At 70.2% G+C, this 18,030-nt stretch carries 16 protein-coding genes and 1 tRNA gene; 13 read left to right on the top strand and 4 right to left on the bottom strand.

The genetic code is table 11. The annotated features are described in order from the left end of the window. The first annotated feature begins 171 nt into the window (after window positions 1-171). From HF576_RS04090 to HF576_RS04075, 4 genes are all read left to right on the top strand, one after another. Entirely contained in the window at window positions 172-1,395 is a 1,224-nt protein-coding gene (locus tag HF576_RS04090; protein WP_168911469.1) for a sugar ABC transporter substrate-binding protein, read from the top strand. Window positions 1,396-1,476: 81 nt separating this feature from the next. Then, window positions 1,477-3,099 (top strand): maltose ABC transporter permease MalF, encoded by a 1,623-nt coding sequence (gene malF / locus HF576_RS04085; RefSeq protein WP_168911468.1) that lies wholly within the window; start codon window positions 1,477-1,479, stop codon window positions 3,097-3,099. 1 nt (window position 3,100) lies between these two features. Then, window positions 3,101-4,033: a sugar ABC transporter permease gene (locus HF576_RS04080; RefSeq protein ID WP_168911467.1), complete on the top strand. Its 933-nt coding sequence runs from the start codon at window positions 3,101-3,103 to the stop codon at window positions 4,031-4,033. Window positions 4,034-4,112: 79 nt separating this feature from the next. Next, window positions 4,113-6,002 (top strand): glycoside hydrolase family 13 protein, encoded by a 1,890-nt coding sequence (locus HF576_RS04075; RefSeq protein ID WP_240948630.1) that lies wholly within the window; start codon window positions 4,113-4,115, stop codon window positions 6,000-6,002. A 7-nt stretch (window positions 6,003-6,009) separates the two neighbouring features. Here the strand turns inward: HF576_RS04075 and HF576_RS04070 are convergent, their stop codons facing one another. Further along, window positions 6,010-6,756, bottom strand: a complete 747-nt coding sequence (locus HF576_RS04070; protein WP_168911465.1) for a class I SAM-dependent methyltransferase — start codon at window positions 6,754-6,756, stop codon at window positions 6,010-6,012. A 75-nt stretch (window positions 6,757-6,831) separates the two neighbouring features. Between HF576_RS04070 and HF576_RS04065 the strand changes: the two genes are divergently transcribed. From HF576_RS04065 to HF576_RS04050, 4 genes are all read left to right on the top strand, one after another. Continuing rightward, window positions 6,832-7,731, top strand: a complete 900-nt coding sequence (locus HF576_RS04065; RefSeq protein ID WP_168911464.1) for a bile acid:sodium symporter family protein — start codon at window positions 6,832-6,834, stop codon at window positions 7,729-7,731. A gap of 22 nt (window positions 7,732-7,753) precedes the next feature. Further along, window positions 7,754-8,254 carry an FBP domain-containing protein gene (locus HF576_RS04060; RefSeq protein WP_168911463.1) on the top strand — a complete coding sequence of 167 codons (501 nt, stop codon included), beginning with the start codon at window positions 7,754-7,756 and terminating at the stop codon, window positions 8,252-8,254. After that, window positions 8,251-9,165, top strand: a complete 915-nt coding sequence (locus HF576_RS04055; RefSeq protein WP_168911462.1) for a PfkB family carbohydrate kinase — start codon at window positions 8,251-8,253, stop codon at window positions 9,163-9,165. The genes HF576_RS04060 and HF576_RS04055 overlap by 4 nt, the downstream gene beginning before the upstream one ends. Before the next feature lie 100 nt (window positions 9,166-9,265). Beyond that, window positions 9,266-9,350, top strand: a tRNA-Tyr gene (locus tag HF576_RS04050). Between the two features lie 54 nt (window positions 9,351-9,404). Here the strand turns inward: HF576_RS04050 and HF576_RS04045 are convergent. Both HF576_RS04045 and aztA read right to left on the bottom strand, forming a co-directional pair. Next, window positions 9,405-10,100, bottom strand: coding sequence for a Type 1 glutamine amidotransferase-like domain-containing protein (locus HF576_RS04045; RefSeq protein ID WP_168911461.1), 696 nt, complete (start codon window positions 10,098-10,100; stop codon window positions 9,405-9,407). Between the two features lie 72 nt (window positions 10,101-10,172). Continuing rightward, window positions 10,173-10,862, bottom strand: a complete 690-nt coding sequence (gene aztA / locus HF576_RS04040) for a zinc ABC transporter ATP-binding protein AztA (RefSeq protein WP_168911460.1) — start codon at window positions 10,860-10,862, stop codon at window positions 10,173-10,175. Window positions 10,863-10,918: 56 nt separating this feature from the next. Here aztA and aztB point away from each other — a divergent pair, with 56 nt between their 5' ends. The 5 genes from aztB (at window position 10,919) to HF576_RS04015 (ending at window position 16,334) form a co-directional block, all read left to right on the top strand. After that, on the top strand, window positions 10,919-11,761 hold the full coding sequence (gene aztB, locus HF576_RS04035; RefSeq protein WP_168911459.1) for a zinc ABC transporter permease AztB: 843 nt from the start codon (window positions 10,919-10,921) through the stop codon (window positions 11,759-11,761). 28 nt (window positions 11,762-11,789) lie between these two features. Further along, window positions 11,790-13,028, top strand: a complete 1,239-nt coding sequence (locus tag HF576_RS04030) for an ABC transporter (RefSeq protein ID WP_168911458.1) — start codon at window positions 11,790-11,792, stop codon at window positions 13,026-13,028. Continuing rightward, a complete protein-coding gene (gene aztC / locus HF576_RS04025) occupies window positions 13,025-13,939 on the top strand; it encodes a zinc ABC transporter substrate-binding protein AztC (protein ID WP_168911457.1) in 915 nt (304 codons plus the stop codon). Before HF576_RS04030 ends, aztC begins: the two co-directional genes overlap by 4 nt. Window positions 13,940-13,970: 31 nt before the next feature. Then, entirely contained in the window at window positions 13,971-15,188 is a 1,218-nt protein-coding gene (gene aztD, locus HF576_RS04020; RefSeq protein ID WP_168911456.1) for a zinc metallochaperone AztD, read from the top strand. 153 nt (window positions 15,189-15,341) lie between these two features. After that, entirely contained in the window at window positions 15,342-16,334 is a 993-nt protein-coding gene (locus HF576_RS04015; protein WP_168911455.1) for a hypothetical protein, read from the top strand. A gap of 45 nt (window positions 16,335-16,379) precedes the next feature. On the opposite strand, the gene HF576_RS04010 is transcribed toward HF576_RS04015, so the two are convergent. After that, complete coding sequence (locus HF576_RS04010) at window positions 16,380-17,969, bottom strand: phytoene desaturase family protein (protein ID WP_168911454.1); 1,590 nt, start codon at window positions 17,967-17,969, stop codon at window positions 16,380-16,382. Window positions 17,970-18,030 lie beyond the last annotated feature (61 nt).

The raw sequence follows: 18,030 nt of genomic DNA, 5'->3' as shown, positions 1-18,030 counted from the left end.
GAAACCGCCTGACTATCACGGCCGGATATCGATCGTCGGCACATGTTGCCAGATTTCACGCGGTGAGTCAGAATGTAAGCGCTTGCAATCGCAGGTGAGAGTCAGCCCGCATCGTCGCGAAACCGGCGGCGCGGCCGGACTCACTCAGCACTCCAGAGAGGCACACCACCGATGAAGGTGAACAACAAGGGCTGGCTCGCGCTCGGCGGCCTCGCCGTCGCGTCGATCGTGCTCGCCGGCTGCGCCGGTGGCAGCACCCCCGAAGGCGAAGAGAACGAAGCCGGCGCCGCGCTGACCGTCTGGGTCGACGCCGAGCGTCTGGACGCGCTCGAGGGCGCAGCAGACGAGTACTCCGAGAAGACCGGTGTCGAGGTCGAGCTCGTGGGCAAGGACAACAACACGATCAAGGACGACTTCATCCAGCAGGCGCCCACCGGGCGCGGACCGGACGTCGTCATGGGCGCGCACGACTGGCTCGGCGAGCTGTCGACCAACGGTGTCGTGGCCCCGATCGAGCTCGGCGACAGCGCGGGCGACTACCTGCCCGTCGCGCTGCAAGCGTCCACCTACGAGGGCACGACCTACATGCTCCCGTACGCCGTCGAGAACATCGCGGTGCTGCGCAACGCCGACCTCATCCCCGACGCCGCCTCGAGCTTCGACGACATGATCGCCAAGGGCCAGGCCGCCGGACTGGCGACGCCGTTCGTCGTCGAGCAGGGTGCCGAGGGCAACCCCTACCACCTGTACCCGTTCCAGACCGCGTTCGGCGCCCCCGTCTTCGGGACGGACGCCGAGGGCAACTACGACCCGGCCGACCTCCAGCTCGGCAGCCCGGGTGGCTTCGAGTTCGCGAACTGGCTCGGCGCGCAGGGCGCCGCGGGGGCCCTCAACACCGACGTCGACGGCCAGATCGCCAAGGACAAGTTCCTCGCGGGTGAAGCAGCCTTCTGGCTGACCGGCCCCTGGAACGTGGGCGCTGCGGTCGACGGCGGCATCAACGTCGCGATCGACCCTGTCCCGAGCCCGACCGGGTCGCCCGCCTCGCCGTTCGCCGGTGTCAAGGGCTTCTTCGTCAGCTCGGAGTCCGAGAACAAGGTCGCCGCGAACGACTTCCTCGTCAACTACCTCGGCACCGAGGACGTCCAGCTCGCGCTGTTCGAGGCCGGGAACGTGCTCCCCGCCCTCACCGCTGCCGCCGACACCGCAGCTGCCGACCCGATCATCGCCGGTTTCCAGACCGTCGGTGCAGAGGCCGTCCCGATGCCGGCCATCCCGCAGATGGGCTCGGTGTGGCAGTTCTGGGGTGTCGCTGAGGCCGCCATCATCAACGGCACCGACCCGGCGTCGACGTGGCAGAAGCTCGTCGACGACGTGACCGCCGCCATCCAGTAACACCCAGCGGTCTGCGACCGCGAACCGAGACCGGGACGGATGCCGTGGCATCCGTCCCGGTCCCGACGATGAGGACGACCCATGACCGACACCCTTCCGACCGCCACGGATGAGACGGCGCCGCCGCAGACGCCGCGTCAGCGCAGTGCGGCCCGCATGGCCGACGCCGCCGCAGGTCCGGTGCGCTGGCTGATCCTGAAGATCACGCTCCTCGCCATCGTCGACGCCGTGGCGCTGTACGCCGTCTTCGTGCTGTTCCTGCACAGCGAGTGGCTCGTCCTCGCACTCGTGACGGCTGTGACGATCCTCGTCAACTGGATCTACTTCTCGCGCCGCCACATTCCGGCGAAGTACCTCACGCCCGGCATCATCCTGCTGGTCGTCTTCCAGATCTTCACTCTCGCGTACACCGCGTACATCGGCTTCACCAACTACGGCACCGGGCACAACGGCTCGAAGGAGCAGGCGGTGTCGTCGCTCATGCGCTCGTCGCTCGTCCGGGTCGAGGACTCGCCGACGTACGACGTGACGGTCGTGGAGCGCTTCGGCGAACTCGGCCTGCTCGTGACCGATCCCACCGACGAAGACGTCTCGGTCGGCACCACGGCGCAGCCCCTCGAATCCGTGGACGACCCCACGATGGAGGGCGGCAAGGCGGTCGCCGCCGAGGGCTGGACCTCGCTCACCTTCGCCGACGTCCTCGAACGCAGCGGCGACCTCGAATCGCTCGCCGTCCCCTTCAGCGACGACCCCAACGACGGGGCGATCCGCACGCAGGACGGCCAGAAGGGCTACCTGTACGTCTCGACGCTCGAGTACGATCCCGTCGCCGGCACGATGACCGACACCGAGACGGGCACGGTCTACACCGACACCGGCGAGGGGGCGTTCACTTCCGACACCGGCGAGCAGCTGCTCCCGGGCTGGCAGGTGATGGTCGGCTTCGACAACTTCATCAAGGCCGTCACGGATGCCTCCATCCGAGGTCCGCTGCTCGCCGTCACCGCCTGGACCTTCGTGTTCGCGGCGCTGTCGGTGGCGACGACATTCTTCCTCGGGCTGCTGCTGGCTCTGGTGTTCCAGAACAAGCGCATGCGGTTCAAGAACGGGTACCGGATCATGCTGATCCTGCCGTACGCGTTCCCGGCGTTCCTGTCGGCGCTTGTCTGGGCCGGCATGATGAACGAGAGCTTCGGCTTCATCAACCAGGTGCTCCTGGGCGGCGCATCCATTCCGTGGCTCACCGACCCCTGGCTCGCGAAGGCCTCGGTGCTGCTGGTCAACCTGTGGCTCGGCTTCCCTTACATGTTCCTGGTGTGCATGGGGGCGCTGCAGGGCATCCCCGAGGACGTCAACGAGGCCGCCGTCGTGGACGGCGCCAATCCGTGGCAGATCTTCCGTCGCATCAAGCTGCCGTTGCTGCTGGTGACGGTCACGCCGCTGCTGATCGCGTCGTTCGCGTTCAACTTCAACAACTTCAACCTGATCTACATGCTCACCAACGGCGGACCGCGGTTCTCGGACGTGTCGATCCCCGTCGGGCACACCGACATCCTGATCTCGATGGTCTACAAGGTGGCCTTCACCGGCCAGAACCGCGACTACGGGCTGGCGTCCGCGTTCACCATCCTGATCTTCATCGTGGTCGCCGCGATCGCGATCATCAGTTTCCGAAAGACCAAGGCCCTCGAGGAGCTGAACTGACATGACCGACACCAGTGTGATCCGGGACCGTGTCGCCGCCCCTTCCGAGCAGCACGAAGCCGAGCCCGCGCGCCGCCGCTCGTTCGGCCGCTGGTTCGGCGACACCGGCTGGCGGCATGTCGTCGCCATCGTCGTGTCGGTGTTCGCGGTCTTCCCGCTGCTGTACGTGCTGTCGGCCTCCCTCAACCCCCGCGGCACCCTGACCGGCACAAACCAGCTGTTCGCGCAGATCGGCATCGACAGCTACGTGCGCATGCTCACCGACCCGCAGGTCCCGTACCCGATGTGGTTCCTCAACACGCTGATCGTGGCATCCGTCACCGGCTTCACGATGGTCTTCATCGGCGCGCTCGCCGCGTACGCGTTCTCGCGCATGCGGTTCTCGGGCCGCCGGGTCGGGCTGATCACGATCGTCGTGGTGCAGATGTTCCCGCAGCTGCTCGCTGTCGTCGCGATCTTCCTCATGATGAGCTCGATCGGCGACTGGTTCCCGGGCATCGGCCTCAACACGCTGAGCGGTCTGATCCTGATCTACCTGGGCGGCGCGCTCGGCGTGAACACCTACCTCATGTACGGCTTCTTCAACACGATCCCCAAAGAGATCGACGAAGCGGCCAAGATCGACGGCGCCGGTCACGCCCGCATCTTCTTCACGATCATCCTGCGCCTGGTCGCGCCGATCCTCGCCGTCGTCGGACTGCTGTCGTTCATCGGCATCGTGAACGAGTACGTCATCGCGAGCGTCATGCTGATCGACCCCGAGAAGCAGACGCTGGTCGTCGGCCTGACCAAGCTCGTCTCCAACCCGCGTTACGCCGACTGGTCGGCGTTCTCGGCGGGAGCCGTGATGGCCGCGGTTCCCGTGGTCGTGCTGTTCCTGCTGCTGCAGAAGTACATCGTGGGCGGTCTGACGGCCGGCGCGACGAAGGGCTGACCGACCCCGATGCAGGCGTGAGCGGATGCCGCGGCATCCGCTCTGCCACAATCGAGCTGTCTCGGGAAAGGGCACGCACTTGACCACTCTCGCTCCCCACCACGACGGCTCGCCGCTGTACGTCTCGGATTCGTCGCCGGCCCTCGGCGATGTCGTGACGGTGCGATTGCGGATCCCAGTGGGCTACGGGCCGCTCGCGGCGGTGCGTACCCGCTCCAATCCCGACCACGAGCCGGAATGGACCGATGCCGTGCCCCTCGGTTCCGCCGACGGCTGGGACTGGTGGCAGGCTCCCGTCACCGTGCGCAACCCGAGGCACGGCTACCGGTTCATACTGCTGCACGTCGACGGACGCGTCGAGTGGCTCAACCAGTCGGGGCTGCACCAGATCGAGACACTGGACGCGGAGGACTTCGCACTCGTCACGACCTCGCCGCCACCGGCGTGGCTGAGCGACTCGGTCATGTACCAGGTCTTCCCGGATCGCTTCGCCCGCTCGGCGCGAGCCGACGAGCGGGCGACGCCGGAGTGGGCGATCCCGGCATCGTGGGAGGACCCGGTCGACCCCGTCATGCCGGCCCGGTCGCAGCAGTTCTACGGCGGTGACCTCGACGGTGTCATCGACAAGCTCGACCACCTGGTGTCGCTGGGCGTGAACCTGCTCTACCTGACTCCGATCTTCCCGGCCGCGTCCAATCACCGCTATGACGCGTCGAGCTTCGACCGGGTGGATCCGCTCCTCGGCGGAGACGAGGCGTACGTCCGGCTCATCGAGGCCGCGCATGCCCGCGGCATCCGGGTGATCGGCGACCTCACCAGCAACCACTCCGGCGATCGCCACGAATGGTTCCAGGCCGCGCTCGGACACCCGGGCGCGCCGGAGGAGGAGTTCTACTACTTCACCGACGCGGGCAACACCGAGTACGTGTCGTGGCTCGGCTACCCGAGCCTGCCGAAGTTCAACTGGGCCTCGGCCGAGCTGCGCCGCCGCTTCGTCGAGGGCCCGGATTCCGTCGTCGCGAAGTGGCTGAAGCCGCCCTACAACGCCGACGGCTGGCGCATCGACGTGGCCAACATGACCGGCCGGCTGGGCGATGTCGACCTCAACGCCGAGGTGCGCCAGCTGCTGCGGCGCACGATGATCGAGATCAACCCCGACACCATCCTGCTCGGCGAGTCGACCAATGACGCGACGAGCGACCTGCAGGGCGACGGCTGGCACGGGGCGATGACCTATCCCGGTTTCACGAGGCCGCTGTGGGGCTGGCTCAGTGCACCGAACGGAACGCCGTACCTGAGCGCCGACGGCGAAGAGCTCACTGAGCCGTGGTTCTTCGGTCAGCCGATCGGCGGCATCCCGCGGTACAGTGCGCGCCAGTTCGTGGACGCCGTCGTGCAGTTCACGGCCGGCATCCCGTGGCGTGTGCGCCTCGGGAACATGCAGCCGCTCGACACCCACGACACCGGACGCTTCGCGACGAACGCGGCGCCGGGCACGGTGCCGCTCGCGGTCGGCCTCATGCTGACGCTGCCGGGGCTGCCGGTGGTCTTCGCCGGTGACGAGTTCGGCCTCGTCGGCGCCGACGGCGAGTCCAGCCGCACGCCCATCCCCTGGGGGAGCGAGTCGGAGCCCGAGGTCGCCGAGCGCATGGGCCTCTACCGCGACCTCATAGCGCTGCGTCATGAGCATCCGGCACTTGCCACGGGAGGCCTGCGCTGGGTGCATGTCGACGACGACACCGCCGTCTTCGTGCGTGAGTCGGCGGACGAGACCCTCCTTGTGCTGGCCGCGACGGGCGAGGCGGATGCCGAGCTCACCGCTGCTGCGCTGCCGCGGGCCGCGGCGGCCGAGGTGCTGTTCGGCGACGCGACGCTCGCCGTCGCGGTGGACGGCGCGGTGCTGCTGTCGGCCGACGGCCCGGCATTCGCGGTGTGGTCGCTCCCCGGGGTCGAGGTGCCGGCAGTCTGAGCCGGCGTCACCGCGTGACGGCGACCGCCCAGCGGAAGTTGTTGCGCAGCACGTAGGCGCCGTCGGGCGTGCGGAACGGCGCCGCAGCGGCCACGACCACGTGGTGCAGTTCGGCGAGGGTCGCGGCATCCTCCCCGAGCAGGACGCCGCGCACGAGCGTCGTGTCGTCGCGGGCGTGCCAGGGCGTAGCGACGATGCCCGACGCGACCACCTCGAGGCCGGCATCCGTCATCGCCTCCTCGAGGCCGCCCGCGGGGCGCAGAGGTCCGTCGGCCAGCTGCTCCTCATCGAGGGCCTGCGCGACCGCTCGCTCGATCACGTCGATGTCGTTGCGCGCCGCCTCTGCCCAGTTCGCGATGCCGATGCGGCCGCCGGGAGCGAGAACGCGACCGAACTCCCGCAGGGCGGCGGAGGTGTCGTCCGCGAACTGCAGGGCGTTGACGGCGGTGACGACATCGAAGCGCCCGGCCTCGAAGGGAAGGCTCTCGGCGTCGGCTTCGACGACGGGCGCGTGGACGGATGCCGCGGCCACCATCGCCGGCGCGGGATCGGCGCCGACGGGGTCGGCCCCCGCCTGCCGCAGGCGCAGTAGGAACTCGCCGCTGCCGCAGCCGACGTCGAGCACGCGCGCTCCGGGACCGATGCCGCACGCGGCGATGAGCTCGTCCTGCGCCGGCGTCGCGAACGATCCCCACAGCGTGGACCATCCCGCCGCGACCTCGGACCAGCCCGCCGCGTCCGCTCCATCGACCATGCACGTCACCCTACCCAGCGGCGTTGTCCACCGAATGGGTGACACGGGGTCGCGCCATGCGTCACACTGAGTGCCATGTCAGCGTTGACCAGCATCGGCCTGCCCGTGGCCCTCGGAATCATCATGTTCGGACTCGGCCTGAGTCTCACCGTCGGGGACTTCGCCCGCGTCCTGAAGCAGCCGAAGGCGGTGATCGTCGCGCTGCTGTGCCAGCTCATCCTGCTCCCCGTCATCTGCTTCGGGCTGGTGCTGGCATTCCAGCTCCCGCCGGTGCTGGCCGTCGGCATGATGATGCTCGCCGCGTCGCCCGGCGGCACCACCGCGAATCTCTACAGCCACCTGTTCCGTGGCGATGTGGCCCTGAACATCTCGCTCACCGCCGTGAACTCGGTGATCGCCGTGGTCACGCTGCCGGTGATCACGAACCTCGCGATCCTGTACTTCAACCCGTTCGACGACCAGCTGGGGCTGCAGTGGTCCAAGACCCTCGAAGTGTTCGCGATCGTGCTGCTCCCGGTCGCGCTGGGCATGATCGTGCGCCGCTTCTGGCCCGGGTTCGCGAAGGCCATGGACAAGCCTGTGCGCATCGCATCCGTCATCATCCTCGTCATCGTGATCGTCGGCGCCGTCGCGCAGAACTGGGCGCTCCTCGTCGAGAACTTCGGGCGCCTGTCGCTCATCACGATCGTGTTCTGCCTCATCAGCCTGACGATCGGCTATCTGGTGCCGCGCGTCATCAAGGTGGGCAAGCGCCAGGCGATCGCGTCATCGTTCGAGATCGGCATCCACAACGCCACGCTCGCGATCGTCATCGCACAGACCGTGCTCGGCTCGGTGGAGCTGAGCCTGCCTGCCGCGGTGTACGGCGTGCTGATGTTCTTCATCGCGTTCGGGTTCGGCTTCCTGATCCGCGATCGCGCACGCGTCTCGCCCGCGAGTGACGTGACCGCCCCCGGAGCGGCACGACCTTCGTAGACTGGGGCGGCGAGGAGGTGCCATGCGCCCGCTGACCGAACACGACGTGCGTTCGTCATTCCTGAACGCCTCACCCGACGACCTCCGCATCGTCGCCCTGCCCGCTGATTTCGTCCTCACCGACTGGGACCATCTCGACTTCCTGGCGTGGCGAGACCCGCGCAGCCGGGGCCGGGGCTATCTCATCGCCGAACTCGACGGCGAGCCGGCGGGCATCGTGCTGCGTGCCGCCGAGGGCAGCTCGCGTGCGCGTGCGGCGATGTGCGATCTGTGCCACACGATGCAGCCCGCCGACCAGGTGGTGATGTACACCGCCCGCAAGGCGGGGGATGCCGGAGCCCACGGCGACAGTGTCGGCACCTACATCTGCGCCGACCTGTCGTGCCATGAGAACGTGCGGCTCGCGGCGCCGCTCGCCCCGAACGAGGTGCGTGCGAGCGTCGACCGCAGGATCGACGGCACCAAGCGCCGCACCGAGGCGTTCGTCGGCCGCGTGACCGAGACGGCAGCGGTCCGCCGATGAGCGTCGTCGTGGTCGGAGACGCGCTCATCGACGAGCTGCGGGACGATCACGGCGTGCGTGAGTTCGTCGGGGGAGCCGCGCTGAACGTGGCGGTCGGACTCTCGCGTCTGGGAGTGCCCGCGACGCTCGTGGCGATGCTGGGCGACGACGAGCCCGCCTCGCGCATCCGGCGATACCTCGCGGACTTCGGCGTGGAGCTTCTCGCGACCCCGTCACTCTTGGGCACGGCGCGAGCCGTGAGCACCCGCTCCGGCGGCGGTGAGCCGACGTACGAGTTCAACGAGGCGTCGCAGCAGCGCCGCATCCGGTTCGGCGATCACGAGCGGCAGGCGATGGCGGATGCCGAGCTCGTGGTCGTGAGCTGCTTCGCGTTCGACGATGCGGAGCAGACGGACGAGCTGGTCGCCGCGGTCGCCGATGCCGGGGTCGGCGCCGTCGCGGTCGACCCGAACCCGCGGACCGGGATGCTGCACGACAAGGAGCGGTTCGTCCGCGGTTTCGAACGGGTCGCGGCACGGGCCGAGCTCGTGAAGGTCGGCGAAGACGACGCGGCGCTGTTGTACGGCGATCGGCTGGACGCACTGCGCGCGCGGCTGATCGATCTCGGTGCGCGGTCGGTGCTCGCCACCGAGGGCGCGGCCGGCGCGACCATCGAAGCGGGCGGCGTCGTGGTGACGCGGCCGATCTCGAACCTGCCCGGACGCGTTGTCGACACGATGGGCGCCGGCGATGCGGCGTTCGCGGCGACCGTCGCATCGCTCCTCGAGACGCAGCCCGCGACCGCAGATGAATGGGCCGAGGTGCTGCAGAACGCCATGGACGTGGCCGCGGCGACCTGCCGGTTCGAGGGTGCTCTGCTGCGCACTCCGAGCGCGCTCGCGAACATGGATCTGGACCGCCTCGGCACCTGATCACGCGGTCGGCGGCGCCGATTTCGAGCACCGCCGCCGACAGCGTAAGATAGTGGATCGCGCCTCCGGTCGACTGTACAAGCCGGGCGGGTGCGCACCTGGCGAGTTACCCAAGCGGCCAAAGGGATCTGACTGTAAATCAGCCGGCGTAGCCTTCGGGGGTTCGAATCCCTCACTCGCCACCATGTGACCACGCGCCCCGCACTGCGGGGCGCGTCGTCGTTGCGGGGCGGGGCGTGTCACCGATCGGCAGGGTCACCGACGGGAGAGTTGAGCAGCTCCCAGTGGCCCTCGGAGATGACCTCGACGATTCCGTCGCGCACGCAGATGGCGGTCTGGTCGTCGATCGCGTACGCCGGTCCTGGGATGCCCGTTGCCCATCGGCGTGCCATCTCGAGGGTGTTGGACGACCAGCCCGGGTAGTCGAGGTGCGGGAAGATCGAGAAGTCGACGACGCCGAGCGCCTCGTCCGTGCCGTCCGGTCGCCAGTCCCGGAACTCCCGGCCGATGCGCGGAGTCATCACCATGCTGCCGGCACTCACGCCGACCCAGACGGTGTCGCGCAGAGACGACAGGATCTCGGCGAGGCCGGACGCCCGCATCCAGTCGCTGAGATAGATCGCCTCGCCGCCGTCTACGAGCAGGACGTCCGCGCCACGGACCCACGGCATCCAGCGATCTGCCGCGATTGTGGGCAGCGCGGTGAGCTCGAGCACGCCCACCGACTTCCAGCCCAGATCGGTGAGTCCGCCCGCGCCTTCCCACCTGCCCGCGGTCGACTTCCACACCGTCTCCGGCGTGCATGCGGGCTGCCCCCACTGGGCCGTCGGGACGAACAGGGCGTCGCAGTCGGCGATCGGCTTGCCGAGACAGTCGACGAGCGCGGCGCGGATGCTGTCGTTGGTGATCCCCCCGGAGGTGAGCAGAAGCTTCACTATGCGCCGCCTGTTCGTTTCTCGGCCCCTGCAAGCAGAGAGCATCGGGCATGAAAGTAGCGCAGATCGAGGTCAGGAGGAATGGCTTCGAGAAGGACCGCCGGCAGGACGGACCGCGTCGACGACTCTTCCCGCCTCCAGACGGATGACGTGATCCGCCCCGGCGATGATGCCCTCGTCGTGTGTGACGCATACGACGGCCGCGCCGCGCCGGATCTCGGACGCGACCGCGTCGCGGATGCGGCGGCCGCTGTCCGCGTCGAGCGCGGTGGTCGGCTCGTCGAGCAGCAGGAGGTCGGCGCGCCGCGCGAGTCCCTGCGCGAGCAGCGCCCGCTGGCGCTGGCCGCCCGAGAGCTCGGCGAACGGGCGGCGTTGAAGGTCGGTGAGCGCGAGCCTGTCGAGTACGTCGTCGACGGCGTCTCGCGCGACGGCATCCAGCCGGCGCCACGCGCCGAGTCGGCCCCACGCGCCGACGGTGACGACGTCGCGCACCGTGACCGGCAGCAGCTCCGACACCGCGGCGCGCTGCGGCACGAAGCCGACCGCGTCGGTCGTGAGCCGGACGGCGCCCGACGAGGGTGCACGCGTCCCCGCGATCACCTCGAGGAGCGTGGACTTGCCGGCACCGTTCGGTCCCGCGATCGCCGTCAACGATGCCCGTTCGACGCGTGCGTCGACGTGGCAGAGCACGTCTCGACCGCCGAGTTCGACGTGGACGCCCTCGAGGTGGGCGAGCGGCGCGGCCGAGGTGGAGGAGGTCATCTCATTCAGCCTATCGAAGTTGAGAATCGTTCTCAATAACGCTACCGTCGACCCTCGTGACCTGGCTCGCCGAACCCTTCGCCCTGGACTTCGTGCAGCGCGCCCTCGTGGGCGGCTCGCTCGTGGCGATCCTGTGCGGCGTCGTCGGCACCTGGGTCGTGATCCGCGGCATGGCGTTCCTCGGCGAGGCTCTCGCGCACGGGATGCTGCCGGGCGTCGCCCTCGCGACGGTGCTGGGCTTTCCCGTCCTCCTGGGCGCGACGCTGAGCGCCGTGGCGATGAGCGCCGGCATCGGTGCCCTGCAGCGTCGGGGCCGCCTCTCGTACGACACCAGCATCGGGATGCTCTTCGTCGCCATGCTCGCGATCGGCGTGATCGTGATCTCGCACTCGGGCAGTTTCGCGACGGATGCCACGGCCATCCTCTTCGGCGACATCCTGGCGATCTCCGGCGCCGACCTCGTGGTGCTCGCTGTGGCCACGACAGCGGGAGTGGCCCTCGCCGTCGTCGCCCACCGCCCCCTGGTGGCGTTGGCGATCGACCCCCGCACCGCCGCGGTGCTGGGCCTGGCCCCGCGTGCGGCGCAGACGGCCCTGGTCGCACTCGTGACCCTCGCGATCGTCGCCTCGTACCAGGCCGTGGGATCGCTGCTGGTGGTCGGCTTGCTGCTCGCCCCGGCGGTCGCCGCAGGGCAATGGACCTCCCGTATCCCGACGCGCATGCTGCTGGCCGCCGCCCTGGGCGTCGTCGCCGTCGCGGCCGGGCTGCTGCTGTCGTGGCATGCCGGCACCGCGGCCGGGGCATCCGTCGCCGTCGTCGCGATCAGCCTCGCCGCAGCGTCGTGGCTCGCCCGGGCGGCTCGCGACAGCGTCCGGGCCTCGCCGCTGCCCGCCACCTGAACCTCGCTCTTCGAACGAAACGGATCCCGTGCACCGCTCTGCTCTCACTCTTCTTCCCGTCGTCGGGCTGTTGCTCGTCGCACTCGCCGGATGCGCGGGTGAGCCCGGCAACCCATCTGCCACGCCGGACGGAGGGAACGCCGACGGCCACGGCCGCATCGACGGTGCGGCAGAGGTCGCCGAGCCGCCGCTGGGGCTGACCACGATCGGCCCGCAGGGTGAGGTGCATCACCTGGACCTGCTCGACGAGAGCGTCGCCGAGCTGGGACGCGTGCCGGCTCCGTCGCAGGTCACCGGGGATGGTCGCTACCTGTTCGCGGCCGGTGACGACGGCGTCACGATCGTCGACAGCGGCCGGTGGACGTGGGATCACGTGGATCACTTCCACTACTACCGCGCCGAGCCGCGCATCGTCGGAGAGGTATCCGGGGGCACGGGCGCGGTCGTCGCGACCACGAACTCGTCCACCACGGGAGGCACCGGCATCTTCTTCGCCGAATCCGGTGACGCGGTGCTGCTCGACACCGAGGCTCTGTCGCACGGCGAGGTCGTCGAGCTGTTCCGCATCGAGACGGATCCTCACGACGGGCTCGTCGTGCCCATCGGCTCGTTCGCGCTGGTGACGGATCCGCACGGCGGGGCCGGGGGATCCGTCACCGTCCACGACAGCTCCGGGATGCCGGTGCCCGGCACGACGGCGGCATGCCCCGAGGCGCGCGGCACGATCACGACCCGGGTCGGGGCGGTGATCGGCTGTGCCGACGGCGCGCTGCTCGCGACGGTCGCCGACGGCGAGGTCTCGCTCGAGCACATCCCGTATCCGTCGGGCACGACCGCGCCGCCCGCGACGGAGTTCGCCAACCGCGAGGGTCGCCCCACGGTCGCCGCGCTCGCGGGCGGCGACGGGATCTGGCTGCTCGACACGCGCGAGCGATCGTGGACCCTGCTCCCGGCGCCGGCACCGCTGGTGCAGGTGACCGCGGTCGATGATGAGGCGCAGCACGTACTCGCGCTCGCCGGGGACGGACGTGTGCTCGTGCTCGACGGCATGACCGGCGCGCTGCTCGCAGAGACGTCACCGCTCGTCGCCGAGTCGCTCTCGCGGGGCGACGGCCGGCCCCTGCTGATCGCCGACGATCAGCGCGCCTACCTCAACGCACCCGCCGAGCAGCGCCTGTACGAGATCGACTTCGCCGACGCGGCGCGCATCGCCCGGGAGTTCGCGACCGACACCACGCCCGCCTTCGTGGTGGAGACGGGCCGATGATCCGGCGCTTGGCGCCCGCGGTGGTGGTCGCGGGGACGCTCGTCGCCTCGCTCGCCGCGTGCGCGCCTGCCGCCGACGACCGGCCGCTCGTGATGGTCTCGACGAACATCTTGGGTGACGTCGTGGGCGAGCTCGTCGGCGATGAGGCGCAGGTCGTGACCCTGATGCGCCCGAACGCCGATCCGCACTCGTTCGAGATATCGGGGCGGGAGGCGGCGAGGCTGCGCTCGGCCGATCTCGTCGTCTCGAACGGACTAGGACTCGAGGAGGGGCTGCAGCAGCACCTCGATGCCGCCGCGGCGGACGGCGTCGCCACGTTCGTGGCCGGCGAGGTCATCGACGTGCTCGAGTATCGCGACGGCGACGCCGCCGGCATCCCTGATCCGCACTTCTGGACCGACCCCGCCCGTATGACCGGCGTCGTCGACGCGCTCGTGCCCGCACTGTCGGCGCTTCCGGGCGTGGATGCCGACGTGGTCGCCGCCCACGCAGACCAGTACGCGGTCGAGCTGTCGGAGCTGGATGCCGAGATGACCGATGCGTTCGAAGCCATCCCCGAGTCGACCCGTGCTCTCGTGACCAATCACCATGTCTTCGGCTACCTCGCCGACCGCTTCGGGTTCCGCGTGATCGGTGCGGTGATCCCGGGCGGCACGACCCTCGCCGCCCCGAGCGCGTCCGACCTCGCCGACCTCGTGTCGGCCGTGGAGCAGACCGGGGTGCCGGCGATCTTCGCCGAGTCGTCGTCGCCCGACCGCCTCATGCGCGCGCTCGCCGACGAGGCCGATGTGCACGTCGACGTCATCGAGCTGTACACCGAGTCGCTGACCGAGCCGGGCGGCGGCGCCGAGGACTACCTGACCATGATGCGCGTGAACACGGAGCGCATCGCCACCGGGCTCTCCTCCTGAGCCCTTCACCGAGAAGAAAGAGGACACCTCCATGCGCACACGCACTCTGCGCCGCGCCGGACTGCTCGTCGCCGCCGCCGGCGCCGTCGCATCCCTTGCCGCGTGCTCGACACCCCCAGCGGGCGCTCCCGATACCGCCGATGCCGGGACGCAGGCCTCCGCGGACGTCGCGGGTGGCCGCGTCGCCATCTCGTACGAGGGCGGCATCCTCGTGCTCGACGCCGACACACTCGAAGCCGTCGCCGATCTCGAGAGCGAGGAGTTCACACGCCTGAATCCCGCAGGTGACGGCCGGCACGTGATGGTCACCATGAGCGAGGGCTTCCAGGTGCTCGACACGGCGGCCGGGACCGCCGACGAACCGGTCCTCACCGACCTGGTCTTCGAGGCCGACACCCCGGGACACGTCGTCCGCCACGCCGGCAAGACGATCCTCTACGCCGACGGCACGAGCGACACCACCGTGTTCGACACGGATGCCCTGGCCGCCGCCGGCGGGGAGCTGCCCGAAACCGAGACGATCGAGGGCGTCGAAGCGCATCACGGCGTGTCGGTGGTGCTGGAGGACGGAACGTTCCTCACGACCGTGGGCAACGCCGACGGTCGGAACGGGGTCGTCGTGACGGATGCTGCGGGCCAGACCATCGCCCAGAGCGACCAGTGCCCCGGCGTCCATGGCGAGGGAACGGCCGCCGACGAGGCCGTCGTCTTCGGCTGCGAGAACGGCGCGCTGCTCTACCACCACGGCGAGATCGTCAAGCTGGACGCGCCCGATCAGCCCTACGGCCGCATGGGCAACGCATACGTGAGCGAGACGAGCCCGCTCGTGGTCGGTGATTACAAGAGCGATCCGGATGCCGAGGGCTACCTGCTCGGCGCCGTCACGGTGATCGACACCGAGGCGCACACGCTCGACGTGGTCGACCTGCCCGACGGCGTCGAGTACACGTTCCGCGACGTCGCACGCGGACCGGAGGACCTCGCGTACATCCTTGCGAGCGACGGATCGATCCACGTCTTCGATCCGGAGACCCGCGAGATCACCGAGTCGTTCCCCGTGGTCGCGCCGTGGGAGGGTCCGGCCGAGTGGCAGGACCCGCACCCCGCGATCGTCGTCGAGGGCGACGTCGCCTACGTCACCGAGCCCGCCGCGAACGCGGTGCACGCCGTCGATCTCACCGCCGGCGAGATCATCGCCTCGGCCGAGCTCGAGGTGGCGCCCGTCGAGATCGCCGTGGCCGCCGGCTGACACCAGGGGGAGGAGGGGCGGTGCGACGCCGCCCCTCCTCCCCAGGTTCGCTACGGCGCTGGCGATGCACCGCCGCGCGGTGGTCTCCCGTGCGCGACACCGCGCATGCCAGGATGGGCACTGCGGGATCGCCCGCGACACGAGAGGACCGCCATGACCGTGCCCGATCCGTACGCGCCGGCTGAGACGCGCCGCGACGATGCCCCCACCTCGTTCCTCCTGCGCGCCGCCATCTGGGTGGCGATCGGCGCCCTGATCGCCGCGGCGATCGTGTGCGTCGTGTGGGTGCTCGTGGGCGGGCAGAACGGCATCGTCGGACGCGCGTTCCTCACGATCCTGCTGCTCGTGGCCTTCGCCGGAGTGGCGATCCTCGACGCGCATCTCGCCCCGCGTCGACCCGCCTGGTTCGCGCTGGCGAGCATGGGCACGTGGGTGGCCATCCTGCTCATCGGCGCCGTGATGATCTGGATGCCGGAGCGGTACTACTGGGGCGGCTTCTCGCGCTTCGTCCAGTTCTTGCTGATCGTGCTCATCCTCCAGCTCGGCCTGCTGCACCTGCGCCTGTATCTGAAGGCTTTCCAGCGCTACGACACGCCTTTCACGCGCGTCGTCGCGATCGCCACCATCACCCTGGTCGTCGCGCTCGCCGCCCTGCTGGTCATCCCGCTCGCCTTCGGCGAGTACCTGAATCTCGCCGACCTCTACTGGCGCATCGTCGTGGCCGTCGCCATCCTGGCCGCCGTCGGCACAGCCCTGATTCCGCTCGTGAACGTGCTGTTCGCGCCGAAGCAGCCGCGCGCAGCGGTCGCGCCCTACGGTCACGCTCCCGTGCCTCTCGCTCCGGCGCCGGCGGCGGCCGGTGCGCCCGCGACCCAGGAGCAGCAGGAGCTGCTGCCCTGGCCGATGTACGTGGACGGCGTGACGCCGCTGCCGATGCTCCCCGACGGCTCGCCGGACTGGAACGCCTACTACACCGGCTACCCGTCGCCCGGGGCCCACGTGTTCGGAGCCCCCGAGCCGGCCGCGCAGCATCCCGCCGCTCCCGCGGATGCCGGAGCGCCTCCGCCACCGGCCGCCCCCGCCGCGCCTGCCGGATCCGGCTACGAGGGCTACCCCCCTCCGCCGCCGCTTCCGCCGCGGCAGTGAGCCGCGGGCCTTTCGGGAACCTCCCGCTTGGGGGGACCGGGAAGTTCAGCCGTTGAGGAGCTCGAGTGCGGCCATCGCGGCGTTGTGACCACCCAGGCCGCTGACCCCGCCGCCACGTCGTGCCCCCGAGCCGCACACCAGCACGTTCGCGTGAGCGGTGGCGACGCCCCATCGCTGGGCCGGCGTGGCGAGCTCGTCGCCGTCGTCGGCCCACGGCCACGCCAGCCCGCCGTGGAAGATGTCGCCGCCGATCATGCCGAGTGACGCCTCGAGGTCTGCCGTCGTCCGCGCCTCGATGCAGGGTGTGCCGTCGGGCGCCTCGTACACGCAGTCCGCGATCGGCTCGGCCAGCACCGAGTCGAGCGAACGCTGAGCCGCCGCCAGCAACGCCGCCCTGACGGCATCCGGATCCCGTCCCGTCGTGAGGCGGTGCGGCACCTGCAGGCCGAAGAGCGTGAGCGTCTGCGCCCCCGACGAGCGCAGGTCGGCGCCGAGGATCGACGGGTCGGTGAGTGAGTGGCAGTAGATCTCGGCAGGGAGGGGATCGGGGATGCCGCCGGCCACCGCGGTGGCGTGGGCGCGGTCGAGCTGCGACATGGTCTCGTTGATGTGGAAGGTGCCGGCGAAGGCGGCCTGCGGCGAGACGTGCGGGTCCTTCACGCGGGGCAGCCGCCGGAGCAGCATGTTGACCTTGAGCTGCGCGCCTTCCGGTGCATCGGTCGCGGTGTGCGCTGCGGCGTCGGATGCGAGCAGGCGCTCGAGCATCGCCGGCCCGACGCCGCTCAGCACGAGCCGGCCGTGCACAGCGCCGGGCTGCGCGCCTCCGGTCTCGACGACGCCGTCGGGCGAGATCGAGACCACCTCGGCACCCGTGCGCAGCTCGGCACCGGCCTCGCGCGCGGCGCGGGTCAGCTCGTCGGCGACGCACCCCATGCCGCCGACAGGCACATCCCAGTCGCCGGTGCCGCCGCCGATGACGTGATAGAGGAAGCACCGGTTCTGCCGCAGGTCGGGGTCGTCCGAACTCGCGAACGTGCCGATGAGCCCGTCGGTCAGCGCGATGCCACGCGCGATGTCGGTGTCGAGCGCGGCGCGGACCATGGCGCCCAGCGGCTGCTCCACGAGGTCGTGCCACAGCGCGTCGTCGCGGAGTCGGGCGCGCATCCCCGCGCGGGTCGGGAGCGGTTCGGTCATCGAAGGGAAGACGGCGCGCGCCACGGGCGCGAGCCGCTCGCCGAACGCGGCGAAGCGGGACGCCTCGGCTTTGCTGCCGGCGCGGGCGAACGAGTCCGCGGTGGCGGCGGCATCCCCGTTGTCGACGAGGATCCCTCGCGAGGGGTCGGCGGGATCCGGCGTGTACGAGGAGTACCGCCGGCGCACGAGTCGGATGTCGAGCCCGAGATCCGCGATGATCCGCGCGGGGAGCAGGCTGACCAGGTACGAGTACCGCGAGAGGCGCGCGTCCACGCCGGCCCAGGGTCGCTCCGACACCGCGGCGCCACCCACGTGGTCGAGCCGCTCGAGCACCACGACCGATCGGCCGGCCTTCGCGAGGTAGGCGGCGGCGACGAGAGCGTTGTGCCCGCCCCCGACGATCACGACGTCGTACACGCGCCTCCGCACTCCGTCACCCATACCGCCACGCTATCCCCATCCCACCCACCGCCCCCGGCTCCGGCCCGCCGCGTGCCCGCGC

Origin of the sequence: Microbacterium salsuginis, assembly GCF_012524205.1 — a bacterium.
Lineage (GTDB): Bacteria > Actinomycetota > Actinomycetes > Actinomycetales > Microbacteriaceae > Microbacterium > Microbacterium salsuginis.
This window is presented reverse-complemented; position numbering and strand designations above follow the sequence as displayed.

Bases quoted from the DNA above. Each gene is read 5' to 3' on its own strand.
- HF576_RS04090 (WP_168911469.1), top strand. From the start codon at position 172: ATGAAGGTGAACAACAAGGGCTGGCTCGCGCTCGGCGGCCTCGCCGTC.
- malF (WP_168911468.1), top strand. From the start codon at position 1,477: ATGACCGACACCCTTCCGACCGCCACGGATGAGACGGCGCCGCCGCAG.
- HF576_RS04080 (WP_168911467.1), top strand. From the start codon at position 3,101: ATGACCGACACCAGTGTGATCCGGGACCGTGTCGCCGCCCCTTCCGAG.
- HF576_RS04070 (WP_168911465.1), bottom strand. From the start codon at position 6,756: ATGGTCGATGGAGCGGACGCGGCGGGCTGGTCCGAGGTCGCGGCGGGA.
- HF576_RS04065 (WP_168911464.1), top strand. From the start codon at position 6,832: ATGTCAGCGTTGACCAGCATCGGCCTGCCCGTGGCCCTCGGAATCATC.
- HF576_RS04060 (WP_168911463.1), top strand. From the start codon at position 7,754: ATGCGCCCGCTGACCGAACACGACGTGCGTTCGTCATTCCTGAACGCC.
- HF576_RS04055 (WP_168911462.1), top strand. From the start codon at position 8,251: ATGAGCGTCGTCGTGGTCGGAGACGCGCTCATCGACGAGCTGCGGGAC.
- aztA (WP_168911460.1), bottom strand. From the start codon at position 10,862: ATGACCTCCTCCACCTCGGCCGCGCCGCTCGCCCACCTCGAGGGCGTC.
- aztC (WP_168911457.1), top strand. From the start codon at position 13,025: ATGATCCGGCGCTTGGCGCCCGCGGTGGTGGTCGCGGGGACGCTCGTC.
- aztD (WP_168911456.1), top strand. From the start codon at position 13,971: ATGCGCACACGCACTCTGCGCCGCGCCGGACTGCTCGTCGCCGCCGCC.
- HF576_RS04015 (WP_168911455.1), top strand. From the start codon at position 15,342: ATGACCGTGCCCGATCCGTACGCGCCGGCTGAGACGCGCCGCGACGAT.
- HF576_RS04010 (WP_168911454.1), bottom strand. From the start codon at position 17,969: ATGGGTGACGGAGTGCGGAGGCGCGTGTACGACGTCGTGATCGTCGGG.